The sequence below is a fragment of the Hymenobacter terrenus genome, from assembly GCF_000972495.1.
GTDB classification, from domain to species: domain Bacteria; phylum Bacteroidota; class Bacteroidia; order Cytophagales; family Hymenobacteraceae; genus Hymenobacter; species Hymenobacter terrenus.
In genome coordinates this window covers 1-19,051 of the sequence record NZ_LATM01000026.1, presented here as the reverse complement: position 1 = coordinate 19,051, position 19,051 = coordinate 1, and the positions used below count along the sequence as shown (strand labels likewise).

The following is a 19,051-nucleotide window of genomic DNA, read 5'->3' as shown; positions in this document are numbered from 1 at the left end:
TATGAACGACCGCGACATTCATAATTCGGAAGACCTTAGCCGCCTGATTCACGCATTCTACGAGCAGGTACGCTCCGATGAACTGCTCGGTCCGGTGTTTGCCGCTCGCATTCCCGCCGGCCACTGGCCCGAGCACCTCGCCACGATGACGCGTTTCTGGACGGGCGCGCTGCTGTCGCAGCCCGCCGGCTACCGCGGTAACCCCGGCGCCAAGCACCTGTACCTGCCCATCGAAAAGGAGCATTTCACGCGCTGGCTCCTACTGTTTGGGCAGACGGTCGATGCACTGTTTGTCGGTGAAAAAGCTGCTGAAATCAAGGTGCGGGCCTTGAAGATGGGCGAGATGTTTCAGGCCAAAATAGCGCTGGCCCGTGGCAATGGTGGCAAGTCGGTTTTATAATAAAAAGACGATTGCTATCAACGCTCTAACCTGGGTCAATCAATTGTACTTTGCAGCTGTATAAGGCGCCTTTCACCCTTCTTGCAATAGTATGCCTCTCACACAAAAGTCCTCCCCAGCACTGTTACTCATTGACATCCAGCAAGCATTTGACGATGTTGCTTATTGGGGCGGGGAACGCAATAATCCTGACGCTGAACGCAATGCGGCAGAGCTGCTAGCGTACTGGCGCGCGAATCAATTGCCTGTTTTTCATGTGCAGCATTCTTCTACTAATCCCAGTTCGCGGCTAGCTCCGGGGCAGCCTGGCCACGATTTTAAGGATGAAGTGCGGCCGTTGCCCGACGAGCCCGTTATAGGAAAGAATGTAAACAGTGCCTTCATCGGTACGGACCTGAAGGAGCGCCTGGACGCGCAGCATCTCACTACTCTCGTCATCGCGGGACTCACTACCGACCATTGCGTTTCGACCACCACCCGCATGGCCGGCAACTTGGGGTTCGATACTTTTCTGGTGGCGGATGCCTGTGCCACATTTGCCAGGAAAGGTGTTGGTACGGAAGTATTTAGTGCCGAGCTTATTCACCAGACGGCGTTAGCAAGCCTGAACGAGGAATTCGCCACCGTGCTAACCACGGCGGGAGTTATAGAGCAACTCGCTAAAACCAAATAAAACAGATTGCGGCTACCTATGCGCTAGCACTGAGCAAGCCTTCTCGGTGTATGGAAGCCAGTGTGCGCACATGGTTGTGCAATGCATTCGCCCATGGTCACCCAAGACACAAGTGCCGGCCTGTGTCGGTCTGACCCCGATGTGGACAGCCCGATGCAGGCCAATAGTTTAATTTTTCAACAACTCGCTATTGCTCATCAGCGCTACTTCTTCGCTCACTGCCTTGCCGACCGTACCGAGGGCTTTGTTCCAGTTTAGTCTGTAGTCTTTGCAGTTGATTTCACCCCTGACCTTGAAGCCCGAGCGGGAGCTGTCGTAGGGGTTTTGGCTTCAATAGATATACTAATTGGTTGCCCAATAATAATTTGATTGCCTATATAATTTGCGCAGCATGCTAATCCATTGCTGGCCACCGCTGGCTGGTGGCGCGGCCAGTGCTCAGCCGACATGCTGCTCACCCCACTGGTAAATCTGCTCCATGAGGGCCCGCAGGGAGTAGCCTTTGTCGGTGAGCGAGTATTCTACCCGGGGCGGCACCTCGGCATACACCACGCGGGTCACCAGGCCATCGTGCTCCATCTCGCGTAGCTGCTGCGTGAGCGTATGCTGCGTCACGAGCCCGCCGAACAGCCGCAGCAGTGTCCCGAAGCGGCGTGGGCTTTCCTCAGCCAAATAATAGAGCAACGCGGGTTTCCACTTGCCACGCACCAAGTCCAGGGTATTGGTCATGACAGGGCAAATAATAGCTGATTTTTTTTCTGCGGCAAGCACTTGAGCGCCTGCAATAGTCTCTTTTAACATACTATATATCTGATAAAAGCCTGCTTGTAAGGCTTGACAAGGCGTAGGAGATTTGTGGAATAACGCGGCCGAAAGGCTGAATTTCTCCACAACAGTCAACACTCAAAATCTTCTTTATGAGTACCTCAAAATTAAAAGTGCTGGTTTATGGCGCCACCGGCTCGCAAGGCAGCCCAGTGGTGCGGAAGCTCCTCGAGCGGGGCCACACCCCTTACGTGTTAACCCGCGACTCGCAAAAAGCAGCGCCCCTACAAGCTGCGGGTGCCCAGGTAGTGACAGGCGATGTTAGTGACCGCGAATCACTGCAAAAAGCCAGCCAGGGCATGGACGCCGTGGCCCTGATGACACCCGTTTTCACGGCCGTGCCACCGGCCGTGACTGCTAAAAATGCCATCGATGCGGCCGTGGCCGCGGGCGTACCGCTCATTGTATGGAATACCGGTGGCAAACCATCAGCAGCGAATGAAAGCGTCGGCAACCCATTGCTCGACCACCAACAGCAGACCACCGCGTACCTGCAAGCCTCGGGCATTCCGCACATCATTTTGCAACCCACCGTGTACCTGGAAAACCTGCTGGGCCCCTATACGGCGCCCTTCGTGGCCAACGAAAACCGGCTGGCGTACCCGCACCCCGCCGACATGCAGGCGCAGTGGCTGGCCTCCGATGATTTGGGTGCCCTAATGGTCGCTGCTCTCGAACGGCCACACCTCGACGGCTCCCGGTTTGAAATCAGCGGCCCGGAGCGGCTGGATGGCGCGGCGCTGGCCGAGCAGTTCAGCCGGGCCCTCGGGCGCCCCATTACCTACTACGCCATGCCTCCTCTGGAATTTGGGGCCATTCTCAACCAGGTCTTCGGCCCGGGTGCCGGCGACGCTGTGGCGAAGGACTACCAAATGCTCTACGACTTTCCCGAGCAAAAGCGTAAATACCTGTTGGACATGCAGCCGGTACTGGAAAAGCTGCCCGTGCGGTTAACCAGCGTTCAGGAGTGGGTGGCGCAGCACGCGGTGGCCTTTGCCCCAGCCCGCTAATATCAGCACTCGCCACTAGCGCTGGCGGCGTCCTTCGTACCCTGGTTCCGCCTGCGCGGTGTATGGGTGGCGTCAGAGGGATCAGAGGGACTACTTTCTTCATTATTGCATACTCCGGCAGGCTGTTTTCGTGCTGCAAAGTCGAAGCATTAGCGCTTGTCAGTGCAATAATTCGGTGGGGTATAGGTTAGCAACAGATAAAGGATGCACAGGAGCAACGCTTCGTTTCTCATGGCATTAGCCCTCAAACACCTGGCCTTTTATCTTCATGCAGCTCTTCGCGCAGCAACTACCTCAGAACCCTCTGCTGCTGTCCTACATAGAAAGCTTTTTCTATTTTCGGGCCACTATTCCACTGGGTTCGGCGCCGGTTTCTCAGATGTTTCCGGACGGCAAATCAGTTATTACCATAAACCTGGCGAGCCAATACGCTGACCACGGGCAGCCGACCCCAACGGTATTACCCCAGAGTATTCTCTCAGCGATGTGTCTGAACTCGCACTTCATTCAGCCACAGGCGGAGGCCGTAGATATGATTGGCATTCAGTTTCGCTCCGAGGGTCTTTATCCTTTTCTTTCGGTATCACTCCATGAGCTTGCTACCCAGATACACCCGCTTGAGCTTCTCTTTGGCTCGTCTGTCCAGGAGCTGAGTGAGCGGCTTTTTGCCAATCCTGCACCGGATGCGCGTAGCGCGCTTCTGGAATCGTATCTGCTAAAGCGCCTGAATCAGAAGCGGGCTAATCGCCTCATCAATGGGCTGGTGCCGTTTATTCAGCAACGCAAAGGGGGAATTACGGTGAAGCAGTTGACTAACCTGACTCAGGTTTCGGAACGAACCCTCGAACGGCATTTTCTGCACTGCATTGGGGTAAGTCCCAAGCGATTCATTCGGGTAGTGCGTTTTCAGGCCGTTATCCAGCGCATTAGGCAAGCGCCTTTCGAAGGACAGCTAACGGCGCTTGCGTATGAGTTTGGCTACACCGACCAATCTCATCTTATCAAGGAATTTCAGGCATTCGCCCATATCACGCCTTCGCAGTACCTGAAAAAAGTGAGTACACTGTCTGAATTCTACAGCTACGAGCAATAAGGCATGAGGCGTTAACTAGCTTATTAATAGGAAGCAAAGAGGACGATCTTGCATTCCCGAGGCAGCTGGAAGAAGGCCCTGTCGGATTTTTACAATTATTAGGAGCCCTTCGGGGCAGACTTTTGGGCATCCTTCACCTTTAGTTGATAAAACACGATGAAACGCCTTAGCTTGTCCCTGACCGTATTCTTGTTGCCCTTTGGCATCTTTCGGCCCGTTGCTGCGCAACAGCGACTGGTTAGCTCCTTTCCAACCACCGACATCTTCAGAGGAGTGTACTCAGAAACGACGAATGTGCTTCCTCAAGCCGTCGATCTGCGTACCACCACCGGCCAATCGGTGCTAACCTTTAGCAAAGAAGGACTCCTCTATGAGGGCAACTTCTATAAGTTGGTAAAGAAAGAAAAAGGGTTTTCACTGGAGAGCCCAACCGCTAGCCAGCCGCTGGGAACAATCGCCACCAGCTGGAGAACTTTCACTCTACCCAATGGGCAGGTCTTCACCCAAAAGAAGCAAAAAGGAGCTCAGTTAGCCTTTGCCAGCGCCGGCCAGCCGGTGGCGGCCATTCAGTATAAAAAGGATAAGCACCAAAAAGGCAAGGAAGAAACTTACTCGGTTTCCATTGAAAACAAGGGAAATAATGAGTTGGCCCCCTTCCTCTTTCTAGCTACTGTTAATCACATCTACACGTACGAATCCCAGATAGATTGGTATCTATCTTATGGCTTTTTAACCCCTTTGCTGAACTTACCTCCTGTGATGAACACAGCAACTCATTAGTCTTTCAATTCCTGATCCAGCGGCCCGTGTGCCGCCAGACCAGCGAATTGAGTTGAGCATACGATGAAGAAAAGTGCAAAGACGGCACCCGCAAGACGATGCGGGTGCCGTCTTTGCGCGTGATAGAGTGCGCAAATCGACTATGAAGCCTGGTTTCACTTGCAAGCTTGCTGCTCCACGCCACAATGCGTTGGCGCTTAGCTGATCAGGATTTGCAGGTTGCCCGAGGTGTAAAATACCTTGAGCCGGACGCCGTGCAGCAGCCAGCGGCCGTCGGTTTTGGCCAGCTCGTCGGTGTATTCGGCGTAAAGCGTGAATTCTTCGCCGCCCGCAAAACCTGGGATAAAATGGTGACCGGTGAAATTGGACACGCTCGTGGCCCGGTCGCCGGCCAGCGTGATGCGGAAGTTGGTGCTCTGGTGCTGGGTGCGCAGGCCCGGCCGGCTGAAGGAATGCTGAAAAATACCGATTAGCTGCTCGCGGGTGAAGGTCTGGGCAGGCATCCCGTAGTCGGAATAATCGCCCTGCACGGTGGGGGCGAACAAGCTTTGTAGTAAATCCCAATCCTGGTAATCGAGGGCTTGGTCGAGCAGGTCTTGAATGATTTGGTTTTCCATGTGAAAGAAAATGGGTTGGTGATTGATGCCAGCAAACCTACTTTCTTTGGGCTCCTTTTCGCATTCAGTCACTAAATTGTAGCACAGTGGTTAAATGGTAAGTAAAGTTGATAATGAGAAAATTAACTTCACGCAATTTTGAGAACGAGCAGCAGCTGGCCGAATCCTGCCCCATGCAATTTGCGCTGCAACTCATCAGCGGCCGGTGGAAGTTGTTGCTCTTGTGGTACGTTCACAGCGGCATCATCCGCTTCAGTGGCTTCAAGCAAACCATTCCGGCCATCACAACCAAAATGCTGAGCCAGCAGCTACGCGAGCTGGAAGCCAGCGGCCTACTCACCCGCACCATCTACCCCGAAATGCCGCCGCGGGTAGAATACGCCCTCACCGACAAAGGCCGCTCGCTGATTCCGGTACTGGCGCAACTGAATAGCTGGGGCGCTGAGCAGCAACAACTGACGAATCAGCCAGAGCCACGCTGCAACAAACCGGCCTCGGACAAGCCAGCGGCGGAGTGAAGTGAGCCCGAGGCTGAGAGATTTGAATGATTGCTTCCCCAAAAGCAAAAATATCGCCGATGCACACGTCGGTTTCCACCCACGGCTCATCCAGCGCTAAGTTCTCGCCAAAACTACCCGTCGTTAGTGGTTGCCCTAAACGCGTAGACCAGTAACGGTAATGAACGCTTGGATAGACACACAGTGCCTGCTCAGGACCGCCATGACTCCGTAGGTCAGCTTGTTCGTCTCCTGCTAAGTTCGTTGCCGAAAGCCATACAGGCCCCGTTAGGGGCTCTTTCAATAGTGCTGAAGTCCAAGCGCGAGTTTCAGAGTTAGTACGTAATTCCTCAAACAGGCGCGGCCTTCCTACGCGCAACGAACTTATTAACAACGATAGATGAGGCGTTAGAATAGATAACATAACGGAGAAAAACTACAAAAACAGCAAAAGGCGAACCTGCAACGCTAGGGGCTCAATAAATGGCGAAACATACAACGTTGATCAACACGTCGGAGACCGTTCTATTTCTGGCCGTTTGCTTCTGAGCAGAGCCGATTACGCTTCAAACAGCCCTCAGATTTATTCTGTAATTAGCTGCAACTGCTTTTTCTGCGGTCACTGCATTTGTCGCATTGCGGGAGAGCGTCAAAAAGGGTGTGGTGGTTGGGGGCAGGCAAGCATTGGTACCAATTCCACTTGGCGTATGTGAGTAGGCGCCCACACTTTTTGATGCTTTCCTACCATATAACGTAGCCACAACAGCCGGCGAAGCAAGAGTTGCCGTCAGCCTGGATGGAGGCGGTAAGCCTGCTGGAGCTGCATTTCACTTCTCTCAATTAACACTTCAGGGGACTGCTTCAACAGCCTGCCGATAAGCGCTGGGCAGGGGTGGAGGGGGCGCGTAAAATTGTTCCAGAAAAGGCGCGAAAGTCGCTGCCTTACGAACCCTCATCGCCTCGGCAACCCTCCCATGCAGAACCACCGTCCGCTCCAGTTCTCAGTCTTTCTGCGCCCGTCGCAAGCCTCCGCGCCGCGTAAAACCAAACGCGCTGTCCTGCCGGTCCTGTCGTTTTCTCTGGCCGCCGTCTTGCTCGGGGCACCAGCATGGGCCCAGGACGGGCCGCAGAACAAAGGGCAGTTCATTCTGCTCTCCGGTATCACCCAGCCACTGCTATTGAAGGGCAGCAACATCGCCTTCAACTACGGGCTCTCAGACCGGATTATCCTCGAAGGCTCATTTGGGTTTGGCCTCTCTTATAAAAACCTGCTCTCTGATGAGGACGAGAAGCTGTTCAACGACGTGCGGACGCCCCTGACCGGGGGCTTCGGCATTGGCTACGTACCCATCAAGAACTTAGTGGTCATGTTCGAGCCCAAATTCACCAATTACAAGGTTGAGCCGAAGGCCGACAAAAGCTTCCAATACACCACGTTTACGGCGGGGCTGGGGGCCTACTACAACATCTACTTATTCAAAGGACTCCTGCTACAGCCGGCCGTGAAGTACTGGCCCAAAGTAGGCTCGACGCTCAACGGTGACGAGACTACTTTCCGGGATGCGGAGGGTGCGCTGCGGGTAGACGAGGCCCGGACGCCCGGCAACGACGGCTTCATCTACAACATCTCGCTGGGCTGGAATTTCAACCGCAAATAGCTGCCCCAGCTTCCTTCCTTTCTTCCCCTTTCGCTCGATGAACCGTTCCATCTTCTGTGCGCTGGCCGTGCTGGCCGGCGCACTGTGGGCCCGCTCCGCTGCAGCCCAAACCGACCCTTCTATTCGCGGCCAGAAACAGCTGGAATTTTCGCTCGGCATCGTGGCGCCCTCCTTCACTGGTGGTCAGGAACTGGTGCGCTCTAAAGACCTGCGCGCCGCCGGCCAGAGCTATTATGCCACCGGCAGTGGGGCCCGCAAAGCTGTGGGCGAATACCCGCGCCAACTGGGCTGGTCGCTGGAAGCGGCCTACCACAAGCCGCTGGCCCGGGTGCCGGGCCTCCTCTACGGCATTGTCGTGCGCAGTTCTCTCACCAGCTCGCAGCCGGCCGAAGGCAAGTATGCCGAAGGCTACTTCTTTAATTTCGTGGATGTGGGGCCGTCGCTCAAGTACTATCCCTTCTCGCAGGCCAATTTCTTCGTGCGTGGCCAGGCCGGCATGGCGTCGGTGTTCAGCAAAAACCGCTACGTGGATGAGGCCGGTACCCAGCAGTTTTTTCATCAGTTCGGCATTGGCTTCGGCGGCAGCCTGGCCGCCGGCTACACGTTCACTCCCTTTGCCAATAAGGGTTTAGGCCTGGAAACCAAGGTCGGCTACCAGCTTTCCAGCACCCGCGTCGAGGTGAACGGCATCGGCGATGACCAGTGGAAATTTGGCGCATTGCATGCGCAAGTGGGAGTAGTGTTTTAACGCCCGGTTAGCGGCTTTTGAAGATGAACCGAAGAGGATTTTTGCGGGGCGCCGGTGCCCTGACCGTGCTCACGGTGGGCGGGGGCGTGTTCTACGCCCGCGAGCGGGGCGTGTTCCGCGTGGGCGAAGGCGCCGCCTACGAGCCCTGGCAGAGCTGGAATCAGGACGCGGCCCACGGCCCGCTGGCGCTGGTGCGGGCCGGAATACTGGCGTGCAGCCCGCACAACACCCAGCCCTGGCTGTTTCGTGTGAGTGACCAACAAATAGAGTTGTATGCCGACCTCACCCGAACCTTGGGCGCCATGGACCCGTACCGGCGCGAGCTGCACCTGGGTTTGGGCTGCGCGCTCGAAAACATGGTGCTGGCCGGTCAGGCTCACGGCTATGCCTGCGTCGTAGACTTGGTTCCGGGGCGCTTATCGGCCGAGGTCATTCCCGATGCGAGCGGCCCGGTTCGCGTAGCTACCCTGCACTTGCAGCCGGGCCCGGCCACGGCGTCTGACCTGCACGATGCCATCCCGCACCGGCACACCAACCGTGGGCCCTACGACCCCACGCGGTCCGTTGGCGCGGCGGCGCTCACGCAGCTGCGCACCCTCGCAACGGCCGATACGCCCGGGCAAGTGCACCTGCTCACCACCGATGAGGCCAAAATAGCCTTCTCTCGCCACACGCTCGCGGCTACCCAAACCATTATCAGCGACGCGGCAATGAGCGCGGCAAGCCACCGCTGGTTTCGGCTCACGTCCCGGGCCAGCGATACGCACCGCGACGGGGTTACGCTCGAAGGGGCGGGCCTCTCGCCGCTCACCCTGCGCTTGGCTAAGCTGCTGCCCGGCCTCTCCAGCGAGAAGTCGGATGCCATCTGGCTGCGCAACACCCGGGAGCAGCAATTGCCCACCGCCGCCGCGTTTGGCCTGCTCACCGTGCCCGACCGCTACGATGCTCAGCAGGCCTTGCAGGCCGGCCGGCTCTGGCAGCGGCTGCACCTGCGCGCTACTACCCTGGGCCTGGCCCTACAGCCTCTCAATCAGTTGGTGGAAGTAGCGGACCGCGACCAACAGCTCGGGCGGCCCGCGCAGGCAGACCAGCACTTGGCGTCCCTATTGCCAGCCGGTGCCGGCCAGGTCACTTTCGGCTTTCGCCTCGGCTATCCTCAGCGACCCGCCGTTGCCGTGCCCCGCCGCTCGCTGGCGCAGGTGCTGCTCAGGCCGGTGCCGGCCACTGGCTAACAGGCTGCGATTGATTTCGGCGTCATTGCCTCAGCAGTTTGTGCTTACCTTACACTTGCTTTTTGGCTGCAACCGGCTCTGACCGGTGTTCCTTCATCTGGTCCATGAAAAATAAGGTCATCGCTCTGCTGCTGCAAATTGTAACGGGCCTGGCGGCTTACCTGGCCGGGCGCTTCTTTACCATGCCGGCCGAGCAGCTGCTGGTTTTTGGCCCGCGGGCCTACGCCTACGTCGTGCTGTCCGTCCTAATCATTATCGGCAGTTGGGAGGGCAGCACGCAGCTCTACCGGGCGTTCCGGCAAGTGCTGTTTGCCAGTCTCACCCCCGTACAGTGGGTTACACTTTTTTCGTTGGCCAGCGGCCTATATGCGGTGTTGCTATCCCTCGCGGCGGTGTATTTTCACCATAATGTGCTCGAAGTATTACTAGAGTGCAAGCCCACACCTTTCAAGCAGCTGTTTCTGGCCGTGGTGTTTCAGGTTTTCCTCGTGGTGGCCGTGAACGGGGTCCGCATCTTCTTCCGTTACTGGAAAACCTCGCAGCTGCTCACCGCCGACCTCACGCAGGCCACTGTGCGTGCTAATTACGAAGCGCTGCAAAACCAGGTCAACCCGCATTTTCTCTTCAACAGCCTCAGCGCCCTCACCACGCTCATCTACAAAGACCAGGATATGGCCGCCGACTTCGTTACGCAGTTGGCCAAAGTGTATCGGTACGTACTCGACAGCCAGCGCCAGGAGCTGGTGCCGCTGCGCACGGAGCTGGCTGTGGTGCAGGCCTACGCCTTCTTGCTCGCCACGCGGCACGGTGAGGGGCTGGTGCTGGAAATCGATCTGACTCCCGCGCACGACGGCGAGGTCCTTCCTCCCCTGAGCCTGCAGATGCTCCTCGAAAATGCCGTCAAACACAACCGCTTATCACCGGAAAGTCCGTTGTATGTGCGGGTGAGCCGGGAAGGCGGCTGTTTGGTGGTGCACAACAACGTGCAGCGCCGCAGCTCGCCCGAGCCTTCCACTGGTCTGGGCCTGGCTAACATCCGGCAGCGCTACGCCTTGCTCAGCCCGCACCCGATTGAGGTGACGGCCACGGATGCTTTTTTCACCGTCAAATTGCCCTTACTACTGCTCCCTACCCATGAAAGTGCTGATTCTGGAAGACGAGCCACTCACCGCCGAACGCCTGACCGGGTTGCTGCGGCGGTATAGCCCCGGCATCGAGGTACTGGCCGTGCTCGACTCGGTGGAAAAGGGGATTCGCTGGTTCGAACAGCCCGTCCGGCCCGACCTGATTTTCGCCGACATCCACCTCAACGACGGCTTGGGCTTTGAGTTGTTTGCGGCCGTGCGTAGCCACACGCCCGTTATTTTCACCACCGCCCACGACAACTACACGCTGCAGGCCTTTGGCGTGGATAGTGTTGATTACCTGCTCAAGCCAATCGACTTCCAGGACCTGGCGCGGGCCCTTGATAAGTTTCATCGGCTCTATCCACTGGTGGGTGCGCCGGGGCTGCCGCTTGCGGCGCCAGCAGTCGCCCCGGCACTAGGGCTCAAGCAGCGGTTCCTGGTGAAAATCGGGCAGCAGCTGCGTTATATCCCGACCACTGAAGTCGCTTATTTTCAATATCAGTCCGAAGGCGTCTCCCTAATTACCCAAGCGGGCGCGCAACTGCCCATCGACTACACCCTCGACCAACTGGAAGCTGTAGTGGACCAGCAGAGCTTCTTCCGCATCAGTCGGAAGTTCCTGGTGCGGCTCGAAGCCGTGCAGAAAATTCACCTCTACTTTAATAGCCGCCTCAAGCTCGACCTCGCTCCCCCCACCAATGCGGAGGTGCTGGTAAGTAGGGAGCGGGTCGCCGAGTTCAAGCTCTGGCTCGATGCCTGAGTGGTTTGTATTATACGAACGTGCCTATTTATATCCCCGGCGGACACCCGAACGATTCGACCCGTGCGGTATAGCGCGAGCTACAGAGTTCCACTCCCCGCCAGAGTTCCACTCCCCGCCCGAAATGCCCTAAATCCGCTTCGGAGCGGCGCTAGCGGCTCAGGCGGCGGGCTAGGCAGGTAGGTTCTGCTGCTCGCTCCAGTGGTAGATGTGCTCTAGCAAGCCACGCACGCTTTCGCCGCGGGGAGTGAGGGAATACTCGACGCGTGGCGGTACCTCGGCGTACACCCGGCGCTCTACCAGGCCATCGTGTTCCAGCTCGCGCAGCTGGGTGGCCACCATGTGCTGGGTGGCATTGGGCAGCAAGCGGTGCAACTCGCCAAAGCGCCGGCTGCCGCTCGATAAGTAAAACATCAGCAGGGGCTTCCACTTGCCTTTGATCAGGTCGAGGGTGGCGGTGATGCCGGGGCAATTATTTTGCAACTTTTCTTGCTGAGCAAGTAATTGGGATTCAGGAATGCACTGGTTTTCCATAGTAACTCTGGCGCGGCGGCGTACTTGTGCGGACCGTGGTGTGGGGCTGAGATTTGCTTCGGCATTTGCCCATCATCCTGGCATTGAGTTCAACAGCTTAAGGCCTCAATATTCCTTGTTATGAGCGATAAAAAATTAAAAGTACTGGTTTATGGCGCTACGGGCTCGCAGGCTGGTGCCGTGCCTACGCACTTGCTCCGGCGCGGTCATCAGCCCTTCGTCCTAACCCGCACCGCTGCCAAAGCGGCCCATCATGCCGAGGCCGGCGCCGTGGTAGTGGAGGGCGATATGGCCGACGCCAGCCGGCTGCGCCAGCTTAGCGAAGGCATGGACGCCGTGGCGCTGCTGATTCCGTTTTTTGCCAATCCCGCCGAGGTTGCCGACTATGGTCGGCAGGCCATTGATGCGGCTAAGGCGGCTGGCGTGAAGCTGCTGGTGTGGAACACGAGCGGCGCCATTCTGCCCGTCCGTACCGGCAACCAGGCCATCGACGTGCGCCGCGATATTCAGGAGTACCTGCTGCAAAGCGGCCTGCCGCACATCATTTTGCAGCCCAGCGTGTACCTCGAAAACCTGTTGGGCCCGTGGACCGCTCCCTTCGTCGCTCGCCAAAACCAAGTGGCGTACCCCACCCCGTCCGACATGCCCATCAGCTGGATTGCCTCGGACGACGTGAGTGCGCTGGTCGTGGCGGCGCTCGAACGCCCCGAGCTGGCCGGTGCCAACTGGCCCATCAGCGGCCTGACCAATCCTGATGGGCCGGCCCTGGCCCTGGCGTTTTCGGCCGGTCTGGGTCGCTCAGTTGAGTATTTTGCCATGCCCCCACAGGATTTCGGCCGCATTCTCGACGATGCCTTCGGCCCCGGAGCAGGCACGGCCGCCGCTGGCGAGTACCAGCGCATGTGGGACTTTCCCGAGCAGCGCCCCAACTTCCAAGCCGACATGGAATCCGTGCTGGCCCAACTCCCGGTACCCATGACCAGTATTGCGGATTGGGTGGCGCAGCACCGGTCGCTCTTCACTGCCTAGAAACGGCTGCTGCTCTCCGAGATAGTTAAGGCCGGCTAGTAGTGGTGACAGAGCCGGCCGTCTAGTTTTTGCGGGAATATTTCGCGCACTTACAACGGTCTCGAAGTCAGTGCGGAGTAGCGCTCTGAACTCGCCTGATGCAGCCAGCGTGTACCAAAGAAACTTGCTCATTATGCTCGCTGCCATGCGTTTCAAGCCGGCCAAAGTCAGGAGTACTTATCCGTTTTTCAGTAGGCGCTCTGCTACTCCGGGCAGCACCCGGTGCAGCACCCGAAACAGCTTCACCTTATCCACGTTGACCACCGCCTGCCCGCGCTCGACCCCGGTCACGATTTCGGCAGCTACCTGCTCGGGCGCTATTTTGCCCCGGTCTCGCCCGGCCGTCATCGGCGTATCAACGAGTGGCAACACGGCATCTGTCACCTGCACATTTGTGGTTTCCAGCTGGTAGCGCAACGCTTGGGTGAACTGCATCAGCCCGGCTTTGGTGGCGCAATAGATGGGCGCCGAGCGTTTGGGCGCAATGCCCAGGCCGGACGTGATGTTGATAATTGCCGCGACCGGTTGCCGCCGCAGTGTGGGCAGCAATCCATCGGTAAGCTGCGCGGGGGCCGTGAGGTTGGTCTGAATTTCGGCTGCGATGCGCGAGTAGCTTTCCGGCTCCTCGCCCAATGTGTAGTTAAACTGCACCCCGGCGCAGTTGATGAGCACCGACAGCTGGGGGTATTCGCGTGTGATGACGAGCAGCAGCGCGGCCACGTCGGCGGGCAAGGCCAGGTTGGCGGCCACGAAGGTGGCACTCGGAAATTCGGGGGCTAGTTCGGCCCAGCGCGAAGTGTGGCGGCCCACTACCACGAGGCGGTTGTTGCGCCGGTGCAGCTCGCGCAGCAGGGCTAGCCCTACGCCCGAGGTGCCACCGGTGAGCAAAATGGTTTGATTGGTCAATTCCACGACCCGCGCTATTTGGAGGCAATGACTTCTACCTCAATCAGGCAGCCGGGAGCCGTGGCCAGCATGGGCACCGGTACGATGGTACCGGCCGGAAACACTTCCGCGCCCCATTCGGCCCCGGCTACTTTGATGAGTGCCGCTTTCTTTTCCGGCGAAAACTCGGCGATGTATACCGTCTGCTTCACCACGTGGCGGGTACTGAGGCCAGCGGCAGCCAGCGCGGCTTTCAGGTTGCGCAGCGTTTGGCGCACCTGCGTTTCAAAGTCGGATGCCACCAGCTTGCCCGTAGCATCTGAGGCCCACTGCCCGGCTACGTACACCAGCTCAGTACCGGCCGGCACCTTGGCCAGGTGCGAAAAGCCATTGTGGCGTGGGTCGAATAAGCCAGCGGGATTTACAAACGTGTTTTTCTCCTGCGTCAGCACCGCCGACGTGGGAGCTTGGGCGTGAGCGGTGTGAGCCAAGCCCGCGGCCAGCGCCGCAGTGATTGCCTTTTTCATGGTTGAGGGGGTGAGGTGATAGGATGACACAAAGGTCCCTGGCTCATCCACCGCTGTGCATTTACATAGGTAAAGAAACGCGTATGCCTCACTTACAGTCTCTTTCTGTGGGAGAGGGGGAGGCAGAGGCTGGAGGCAAAAGCTAAGAATTAGAAGGCAACCTTCTTTTCGATATTCTGACTCAAATTAGCCTCTCCTCTCTTTGCGAGAGGTCCCTCACCGCTACCGCTCGCCGGCCCGGATGCGGCTGAGCTGCGTAGGTGTGATGCCCAGGTGCGAGGCAATGTGGTACTGCGGAATCTGCTGCTCCAAATCGGGGTGCTGCTGCCGAAACTGCTCGTAGCGGACTTTGGCGTCCAGCATTACCAGGTCGATTTCCCGCTGCTCTTTTACCAAAAACAGCCGCTCGGCCTGTCTTCGGGCAAAGCGCTCCAAGGCGGGGTGCTGGTCGTAGAGGGCCGTGAGCTGGGCAAAATCGGCTACCCACAGCTGCGTGGGCACCAGTGCCTGCATCGACAAGTGGCTGGGGCGCTCCAGCAGCAGGGCGTAGTACACGCCCAGGAAGTCGCCGGTTTCGAAGAAGGTTTTGTTGTATTCGACGCCATCAGGTGAGGTGAAAAATGCCCGCAGCACCCCGCTCGTCACAAAAGCCACCGTGCGCGTGCCTTCGCCAGCCTGCACCAGAAACTCGTTTTTCGCTAGGGCCAGCGGCGAAAACAGGGGCCGCAACGCCTCCACTGTAGCGTCCGGCAGCGGGCTAACTAAGCCGATTTGGTGGAGGAGTTCTTCCAAGGGAAACGAAGCTGTGGGACGCCTGAAGCACTATCCGCATAAATGTAGAACAGTTTTCGGAACGGTATACAATGGTCACAGCGCGAATTTATGAGGAAGGTGCAAGATATTACCTCGCCAACCTAGCTGATGCAGATGAATTTATCCCTTTGGCTTGATTATTCGCCCGTCATCTATAGAGAGCCGTTACCTTGTGAGGGACCGCGCCAGCAGTGTGCCCGCGAGCCCGAGCACCCACAGCGTCCAAGTCGAGTTAGCAGTAAGGTTCAACCAAGGGAATGTTGGAGCATTGGGTCCGCCAAAATGTTCACCGAAAAACATAGTAAGCTGGTACCACAGCGGCCTCTTGAGCTCGAAACAGCGGCAGGGCCACAGCCGCCGGCTCCCGTAGAATGACCGGAAAGCGGAACCGCTGGCTCAACACGACCACGGGTATGGTCACGGTTACGGCTTCGAGGAGCCGCAAGGCAGCTGCCAGGCGCGACCAGAACACGGCACGGCCGCCAGACAAGGCACTCAAGACCGGAGCTCGGGCGCGGTCGAAAGTTCACGGGTAAGGGGCATGGGAAAGCTAGGATTGAGTGGTTAGTCATCAATACCTAGCTCGTATCAGAAGCCCAGAATCACGTTCACGCCCACTTGCCCGCTGCGGAACGTCTTGCTGCCCACCCCATCGATGGTACCGGACCGTGATGCCGACTCAAACTCGGTTTCCAGGCTCAGGCTACAGCCTTTCAGCGGCACGGTGTAGCCCAGTCCGGCCATCAGCGAAGCCCCAATAGCGTATTGGTGGCGGTACGAGTTGTTTTCCTCATTGAAGCGCTTGGTAGTGAGCTGGCCAAAGCCCACGCTGCCGCGAGCGTATAGGCCGCGCCCGAACTCGTGGCTCAGCCCGTAGTACTTGGCGGCCAGGGCCAGGTTATAATAGTTGAAGATATAGTCGTCGCCAAAGTCGCCCTCGACCGGGGCTCCAAACGAGCCGGAAATGCGCGAGCCTATGCCCAGCCCCCGCCACTTCTCGGGTGCCACGTAGAAGCCGGCCAGGATGTTGTTGCCGGTGCCGGCCTTGGCGCTGCCCCCCAGGGCTTGGGTGAGCTTGGCGCGGGTGTTGCCGAAGTACAGAGTCTTGTTGATGCCGAGGCCAACTTCGGCGTACACAGGCCGCTTGGTATCGGCTTTTTGGGCGTGGACGGTGGGCGCAGCAGCGGCAAATGCAATTGCTGTAACTGCGATGATAGTCAGGGTTTTCATGGGATTTGACGAAGCGGAGTTGGTTAGTAAAAGCTTCGATACAAAGGTGCCCGGCCCGGAAAAGTGAAAACGATGATTTGGGTTAATAAAGCACTCGGGGCCGCCCCTCTACTGCCGCGCCCGGATGCGGCTTAGGCTCTCGGGCTTGATGCCTAGGTAGGAGGCCAGCAGCCGCTGCGACACGCGCTGCACCAGCTGCGGGCGGTTGCGCACGAGCTGCTCGTAGCGCTCCGTTGGGGTTTGGTTGAGGAAGGCCGCACCGCGGGCCTTGCTGCCGCGGTAGGCCTGCTCGGCCATGAGGCGCCCAAACCGCTCGAACACCGGCCGCTCTTCATACAAGCGGTACAGGTCCGGGCGGGACAGTAGCCACGCCTGGGTCGGTTCCAGGGCCTGGATGTACTGAGCGGAGGGCTTTTGGTCGAGAAAGCTGTCGTAGTCGGTGTACCAGTCGCCCTCGAAGAAAAATTGGCCGGTGTGTTCCTCGCCCGCCACGTTGTAGAAATAGCGCAGGCAGCCGCGCTCAACGTAAGCCACCGAGCGGCACACTTCGCCTTCGCGCAGCAACAGCTCTTTCTTTCGGAGCTGCACCGGCTGCAACACGACCGCAAACGCCGCAAAATCATCATCAGTTAGCGGAATCAGGCTTTGTAGCTGCTTATACAGGCCTTCAGGTGCGGGTGACAAATCAGGCATTAGAGCGTTTTTTTAAGTCAATGTACAGTTAATTCAGGGGGCAGTTAAAATTTGGAACCTCTGGAGAATAAGCTATTTATGCTGGTCGATTGGTTGGTTAATGTCTTAGGAAAGAATTAGCCAACCAATCAGCTTGTTTGATTTTGGCCTGACTATGCTGGTACTTGCGATGCAGCCGCTGCCAGCCGGGCTTGGGCAATGGCCGGTGCGTGTACCTTGGCCCAGGTGACTAGTTCAATAACGGCCCCGAGCAAGCTGTGGCCGAGCCCGGTGAGGCGGTATTCTACCCGGGGTGGTACCTCGGCGTAGACCGTGCGCGTCACCAGGCCATCGGTTTCCAGCGAACGGAGCGTGACGGTGAGCATGCGTTGTGAAATACCGTCTATCAGCTTGCGCAATTCATTGAAGCGCAGCGCCTCGGCTGTACCAAGGTGTAGAATGGCGAGCAACGACCATTTGTCGCCGATGCGGTCCAGCACGTCGCGCACGGGGCAAATCTGAGGGCCGTTTTTTGAAAAGGCCAAAATATCTATAACCAAGCCCGCCATTTTAGTGGCTTGAGTGTCAACAGCAGTTATGTCCATGTGCCTTAGTAAGCTGGAAGTGCCTTCTTGCGGAGTGTAAAAGGAACAAATACCTTTGAGTTATTAAAAGTAACCATTGGCCATTTAACCTCCAAATCTATGTTAGCCATCACCGGCGCCACTGGCCACCTCGGCCAAGCCACCATCCAGGCCCTGCTCGCTAAAGTAGCGCCCACCGAAATCGTCGCCGTAGTGCGCGACCCCGAAAAAGCCACTGCCCTGCGCCAGCAAGGCGTCCAGGTTCGCCCCGGCGACTACAATGACCCCGCGTCGTTACAGGCCGCTTTTCAGGGGGTCGAAACCGTACTCTTCATCTCTACCAGTGAGGTGGAATATGAAATTCGTATGCGGCAGCACCAGCACGTGATTGACGCGGCCAAGCAGGCGGGTGTGCGGCACGTGGTATACACCAGCCTATTGAATCCATCCCGGGAGTCGCAATTCGGCGCCTCACCGAGCCATCTAGCCACGGAGGAATATCTGCGAGCTTCGGGGCTCACCCACACGATTTTCCGCAACACGTTCTATCTGGATATACTGCCGATGTTTATCGGGGAAAATGCGCTGCCCAGCGGCAAAATCTATTTCGCGGCCGGCGACGGAAAAGTGAGTTATGCGCTACGGGAAGAAATTGCTCAAGCACTAGCCAACGTGCTCACGAGCAGCGGTCACGATAACCAAATCTACGACATTGCGCCCGCGCCCCCGTATTCTCTCCACGACGTAGCCACCGCGCTGACTGAGGTATCGGGCCAGCCCGTAGCGTACGTCCCTATTTCGAGTGAGGACATGGCTGCTGGCATGCGCCAGCACCAAGTGCCCGAGCCCGTTGTAGACTTGACAAGCGGAATAGCCCGCGCCATTAGTGCCAATGAGTTCAACTCTGCCAGCCCCGCCTTCGAACAGCTCCTGGGCCGTAAGCCGACCGACCTGAAAACCTATTTGGCAACCGTATACGGTAAATAAACAGGCGGTAATGATGCCCCTGCGCGAGGGCCTCGAACGAGCCGCCAACAGCTGACCGCCTAACCTGGAAACCCAGCTGACCAGCTACGGCGCCAAGCTCCTCGGTCTGCTCGACGTGCCCACCTGCCGGCTGCGCATTCAGGATAACCTGGGCCGCTTTTTATTCCTGAAACGAAAGGCCTCTTAAGCAAGAGGCCTTTCTGACGTCGATGAGGATTTGTACCAACTGGCACTAGGCAATTGGCACATTGTAACTACTCGGGCATCATAAGTACCCAGCCAAAAATAACCAGGCCTTACTTTAGGGTATGAAACTAGCGCCTATTGTCTT

General features: G+C 57.7%; 23 protein-coding genes and 1 pseudogene. 13 read left to right on the top strand and 11 right to left on the bottom strand.

All coding sequences use genetic code 11. The annotated features are described in order from the left end of the window. Position 1: 1 nt before the first annotated feature. Entirely contained in the window at positions 2 to 400 is a 399-nt protein-coding gene (locus tag WX88_RS21410) for a group III truncated hemoglobin (RefSeq protein ID WP_052732948.1), read from the top strand. A gap of 91 nt (positions 401 to 491) precedes the next feature. Next, complete coding sequence (locus tag WX88_RS21405) at positions 492 to 1,073, top strand: cysteine hydrolase family protein (protein WP_046246469.1); 582 nt, start codon at positions 492 to 494, stop codon at positions 1,071 to 1,073. 438 nt (positions 1,074 to 1,511) lie between these two features. Here the strand turns inward: WX88_RS21405 and WX88_RS21400 are convergent, their stop codons facing one another. After that, a complete protein-coding gene (locus tag WX88_RS21400) occupies positions 1,512 to 1,802 on the bottom strand; it encodes a winged helix-turn-helix transcriptional regulator (RefSeq protein WP_046246468.1) in 291 nt (96 codons plus the stop codon). A 188-nt stretch (positions 1,803 to 1,990) separates the two neighbouring features. On the opposite strand from WX88_RS21400, the gene WX88_RS21395 reads away from it, so the two are divergent. From WX88_RS21395 to WX88_RS21385, 3 genes are all read left to right on the top strand, one after another. Further along, the gene (locus WX88_RS21395) at positions 1,991 to 2,908 is read left to right on the top strand and encodes an SDR family oxidoreductase (RefSeq protein ID WP_046246467.1); all 918 of its coding nucleotides are present in this window, start codon (positions 1,991 to 1,993) and stop codon (positions 2,906 to 2,908) included. A gap of 268 nt (positions 2,909 to 3,176) precedes the next feature. Then, on the top strand, positions 3,177 to 4,001 hold the full coding sequence (locus WX88_RS21390) for a helix-turn-helix domain-containing protein (protein WP_046246466.1): 825 nt from the start codon (positions 3,177 to 3,179) through the stop codon (positions 3,999 to 4,001). 156 nt (positions 4,002 to 4,157) lie between these two features. Further along, a complete protein-coding gene (locus tag WX88_RS21385; RefSeq protein WP_046246465.1) occupies positions 4,158 to 4,781 on the top strand; it encodes a hypothetical protein in 624 nt (207 codons plus the stop codon). A gap of 197 nt (positions 4,782 to 4,978) precedes the next feature. On the opposite strand, the gene WX88_RS21380 is transcribed toward WX88_RS21385, so the two are convergent. Continuing rightward, on the bottom strand, positions 4,979 to 5,398 hold the full coding sequence (locus WX88_RS21380; RefSeq protein WP_156176332.1) for a nuclear transport factor 2 family protein: 420 nt from the start codon (positions 5,396 to 5,398) through the stop codon (positions 4,979 to 4,981). Positions 5,399 to 5,511: 113 nt separating this feature from the next. On the opposite strand from WX88_RS21380, the gene WX88_RS21375 reads away from it, so the two are divergent. Continuing rightward, positions 5,512 to 5,916 carry a winged helix-turn-helix transcriptional regulator gene (locus tag WX88_RS21375; protein WP_046246463.1) on the top strand — a complete coding sequence of 135 codons (405 nt, stop codon included), beginning with the start codon at positions 5,512 to 5,514 and terminating at the stop codon, positions 5,914 to 5,916. 16 nt (positions 5,917 to 5,932) lie between these two features. Here the strand turns inward: WX88_RS21375 and WX88_RS32170 are convergent. Further along, positions 5,933 to 6,319 (bottom strand): annotated as a pseudogene (locus WX88_RS32170) (MOSC domain-containing protein); the annotation flags it as partial. Positions 6,320 to 6,869: 550 nt separating this feature from the next. On the opposite strand from WX88_RS32170, the gene WX88_RS21370 reads away from it, so the two are divergent. The 5 genes from WX88_RS21370 to WX88_RS21350 all read left to right on the top strand — a co-directional run bounded on the left by WX88_RS21370 (position 6,870) and on the right by WX88_RS21350 (position 11,420). Continuing rightward, a complete protein-coding gene (locus WX88_RS21370) occupies positions 6,870 to 7,553 on the top strand; it encodes a hypothetical protein (protein WP_046246462.1) in 684 nt (227 codons plus the stop codon). A gap of 37 nt (positions 7,554 to 7,590) precedes the next feature. Next, positions 7,591 to 8,301, top strand: coding sequence for a hypothetical protein (locus tag WX88_RS21365; protein ID WP_046246461.1), 711 nt, complete (start codon positions 7,591 to 7,593; stop codon positions 8,299 to 8,301). Positions 8,302 to 8,324: 23 nt separating this feature from the next. After that, positions 8,325 to 9,533: an Acg family FMN-binding oxidoreductase gene (locus WX88_RS21360; RefSeq protein WP_046246460.1), complete on the top strand. Its 1,209-nt coding sequence runs from the start codon at positions 8,325 to 8,327 to the stop codon at positions 9,531 to 9,533. 104 nt (positions 9,534 to 9,637) lie between these two features. After that, complete coding sequence (locus WX88_RS28115) at positions 9,638 to 10,738, top strand: sensor histidine kinase (RefSeq protein ID WP_052732946.1); 1,101 nt, start codon at positions 9,638 to 9,640, stop codon at positions 10,736 to 10,738. Further along, a complete protein-coding gene (locus WX88_RS21350; protein ID WP_046246459.1) occupies positions 10,668 to 11,420 on the top strand; it encodes a LytR/AlgR family response regulator transcription factor in 753 nt (250 codons plus the stop codon). The genes WX88_RS28115 and WX88_RS21350 overlap by 71 nt, the downstream gene beginning before the upstream one ends. Before the next feature lie 171 nt (positions 11,421 to 11,591). Here WX88_RS21350 and WX88_RS21345 read toward each other — a convergent pair whose 3' ends face one another. Then, complete coding sequence (locus WX88_RS21345; RefSeq protein ID WP_046246504.1) at positions 11,592 to 11,903, bottom strand: winged helix-turn-helix transcriptional regulator; 312 nt, start codon at positions 11,901 to 11,903, stop codon at positions 11,592 to 11,594. A 171-nt stretch (positions 11,904 to 12,074) separates the two neighbouring features. On the opposite strand from WX88_RS21345, the gene WX88_RS21340 reads away from it, so the two are divergent. After that, positions 12,075 to 12,983: an SDR family oxidoreductase gene (locus WX88_RS21340; RefSeq protein WP_046246458.1), complete on the top strand. Its 909-nt coding sequence runs from the start codon at positions 12,075 to 12,077 to the stop codon at positions 12,981 to 12,983. Between the two features lie 216 nt (positions 12,984 to 13,199). Here WX88_RS21340 and WX88_RS21335 read toward each other — a convergent pair whose 3' ends face one another. The 7 genes from WX88_RS21335 to WX88_RS21305 form a co-directional block, all read right to left on the bottom strand. Further along, positions 13,200 to 13,934 (bottom strand): SDR family oxidoreductase, encoded by a 735-nt coding sequence (locus WX88_RS21335; protein ID WP_046246457.1) that lies wholly within the window; start codon positions 13,932 to 13,934, stop codon positions 13,200 to 13,202. A gap of 8 nt (positions 13,935 to 13,942) precedes the next feature. Further along, positions 13,943 to 14,434, bottom strand: a complete 492-nt coding sequence (locus tag WX88_RS21330; protein WP_082116206.1) for a RidA family protein — start codon at positions 14,432 to 14,434, stop codon at positions 13,943 to 13,945. A gap of 222 nt (positions 14,435 to 14,656) precedes the next feature. After that, positions 14,657 to 15,226: a Crp/Fnr family transcriptional regulator gene (locus WX88_RS21325; RefSeq protein ID WP_046246456.1), complete on the bottom strand. Its 570-nt coding sequence runs from the start codon at positions 15,224 to 15,226 to the stop codon at positions 14,657 to 14,659. Positions 15,227 to 15,533: 307 nt separating this feature from the next. Further along, entirely contained in the window at positions 15,534 to 15,746 is a 213-nt protein-coding gene (locus WX88_RS21320; protein ID WP_156176331.1) for a hypothetical protein, read from the bottom strand. An 89-nt stretch (positions 15,747 to 15,835) separates the two neighbouring features. Next, on the bottom strand, positions 15,836 to 16,477 hold the full coding sequence (locus WX88_RS21315; protein ID WP_046246454.1) for a hypothetical protein: 642 nt from the start codon (positions 16,475 to 16,477) through the stop codon (positions 15,836 to 15,838). 108 nt (positions 16,478 to 16,585) lie between these two features. Further along, positions 16,586 to 17,170, bottom strand: a complete 585-nt coding sequence (locus WX88_RS21310) for a Crp/Fnr family transcriptional regulator (RefSeq protein ID WP_046246453.1) — start codon at positions 17,168 to 17,170, stop codon at positions 16,586 to 16,588. A gap of 152 nt (positions 17,171 to 17,322) precedes the next feature. Then, positions 17,323 to 17,754, bottom strand: coding sequence for a winged helix-turn-helix transcriptional regulator (locus WX88_RS21305; protein WP_082116205.1), 432 nt, complete (start codon positions 17,752 to 17,754; stop codon positions 17,323 to 17,325). Between the two features lie 99 nt (positions 17,755 to 17,853). Between WX88_RS21305 and WX88_RS21300 the strand changes: the two genes are divergently transcribed. Next, the gene (locus WX88_RS21300) at positions 17,854 to 18,720 is read left to right on the top strand and encodes an SDR family oxidoreductase (protein WP_046246452.1); all 867 of its coding nucleotides are present in this window, start codon (positions 17,854 to 17,856) and stop codon (positions 18,718 to 18,720) included. Positions 18,721 to 19,051: the final 331 nt, after the last annotated feature.

Coding starts and splice junctions, on each gene's coding strand:
- WX88_RS21380 (WP_156176332.1), bottom strand. CDS start 5,398: ATGGAAAACCAAATCATTCAAGACCTGCTCGACCAAGCCCTCGATTAC.
- WX88_RS21370 (WP_046246462.1), top strand. CDS start 6,870: ATGCAGAACCACCGTCCGCTCCAGTTCTCAGTCTTTCTGCGCCCGTCG.
- WX88_RS21360 (WP_046246460.1), top strand. CDS start 8,325: ATGAACCGAAGAGGATTTTTGCGGGGCGCCGGTGCCCTGACCGTGCTC.
- WX88_RS21405 (WP_046246469.1), top strand. CDS start 492: ATGCCTCTCACACAAAAGTCCTCCCCAGCACTGTTACTCATTGACATC.
- WX88_RS21350 (WP_046246459.1), top strand. CDS start 10,668: ATGAAAGTGCTGATTCTGGAAGACGAGCCACTCACCGCCGAACGCCTG.
- WX88_RS28115 (WP_052732946.1), top strand. CDS start 9,638: ATGAAAAATAAGGTCATCGCTCTGCTGCTGCAAATTGTAACGGGCCTG.
- WX88_RS21305 (WP_082116205.1), bottom strand. CDS start 17,754: ATGGACATAACTGCTGTTGACACTCAAGCCACTAAAATGGCGGGCTTG.
- WX88_RS21395 (WP_046246467.1), top strand. CDS start 1,991: ATGAGTACCTCAAAATTAAAAGTGCTGGTTTATGGCGCCACCGGCTCG.
- WX88_RS21300 (WP_046246452.1), top strand. CDS start 17,854: ATGTTAGCCATCACCGGCGCCACTGGCCACCTCGGCCAAGCCACCATC.
- WX88_RS21375 (WP_046246463.1), top strand. CDS start 5,512: ATGAGAAAATTAACTTCACGCAATTTTGAGAACGAGCAGCAGCTGGCC.
- WX88_RS21410 (WP_052732948.1), top strand. CDS start 2: ATGAACGACCGCGACATTCATAATTCGGAAGACCTTAGCCGCCTGATT.
- WX88_RS21315 (WP_046246454.1), bottom strand. CDS start 16,477: ATGAAAACCCTGACTATCATCGCAGTTACAGCAATTGCATTTGCCGCT.
- WX88_RS21390 (WP_046246466.1), top strand. CDS start 3,177: ATGCAGCTCTTCGCGCAGCAACTACCTCAGAACCCTCTGCTGCTGTCC.
- WX88_RS21330 (WP_082116206.1), bottom strand. CDS start 14,434: ATGAAAAAGGCAATCACTGCGGCGCTGGCCGCGGGCTTGGCTCACACC.
- WX88_RS21365 (WP_046246461.1), top strand. CDS start 7,591: ATGAACCGTTCCATCTTCTGTGCGCTGGCCGTGCTGGCCGGCGCACTG.
- WX88_RS21310 (WP_046246453.1), bottom strand. CDS start 17,170: ATGCCTGATTTGTCACCCGCACCTGAAGGCCTGTATAAGCAGCTACAA.
- WX88_RS21400 (WP_046246468.1), bottom strand. CDS start 1,802: ATGACCAATACCCTGGACTTGGTGCGTGGCAAGTGGAAACCCGCGTTG.
- WX88_RS21385 (WP_046246465.1), top strand. CDS start 4,158: ATGAAACGCCTTAGCTTGTCCCTGACCGTATTCTTGTTGCCCTTTGGC.
- WX88_RS21340 (WP_046246458.1), top strand. CDS start 12,075: ATGAGCGATAAAAAATTAAAAGTACTGGTTTATGGCGCTACGGGCTCG.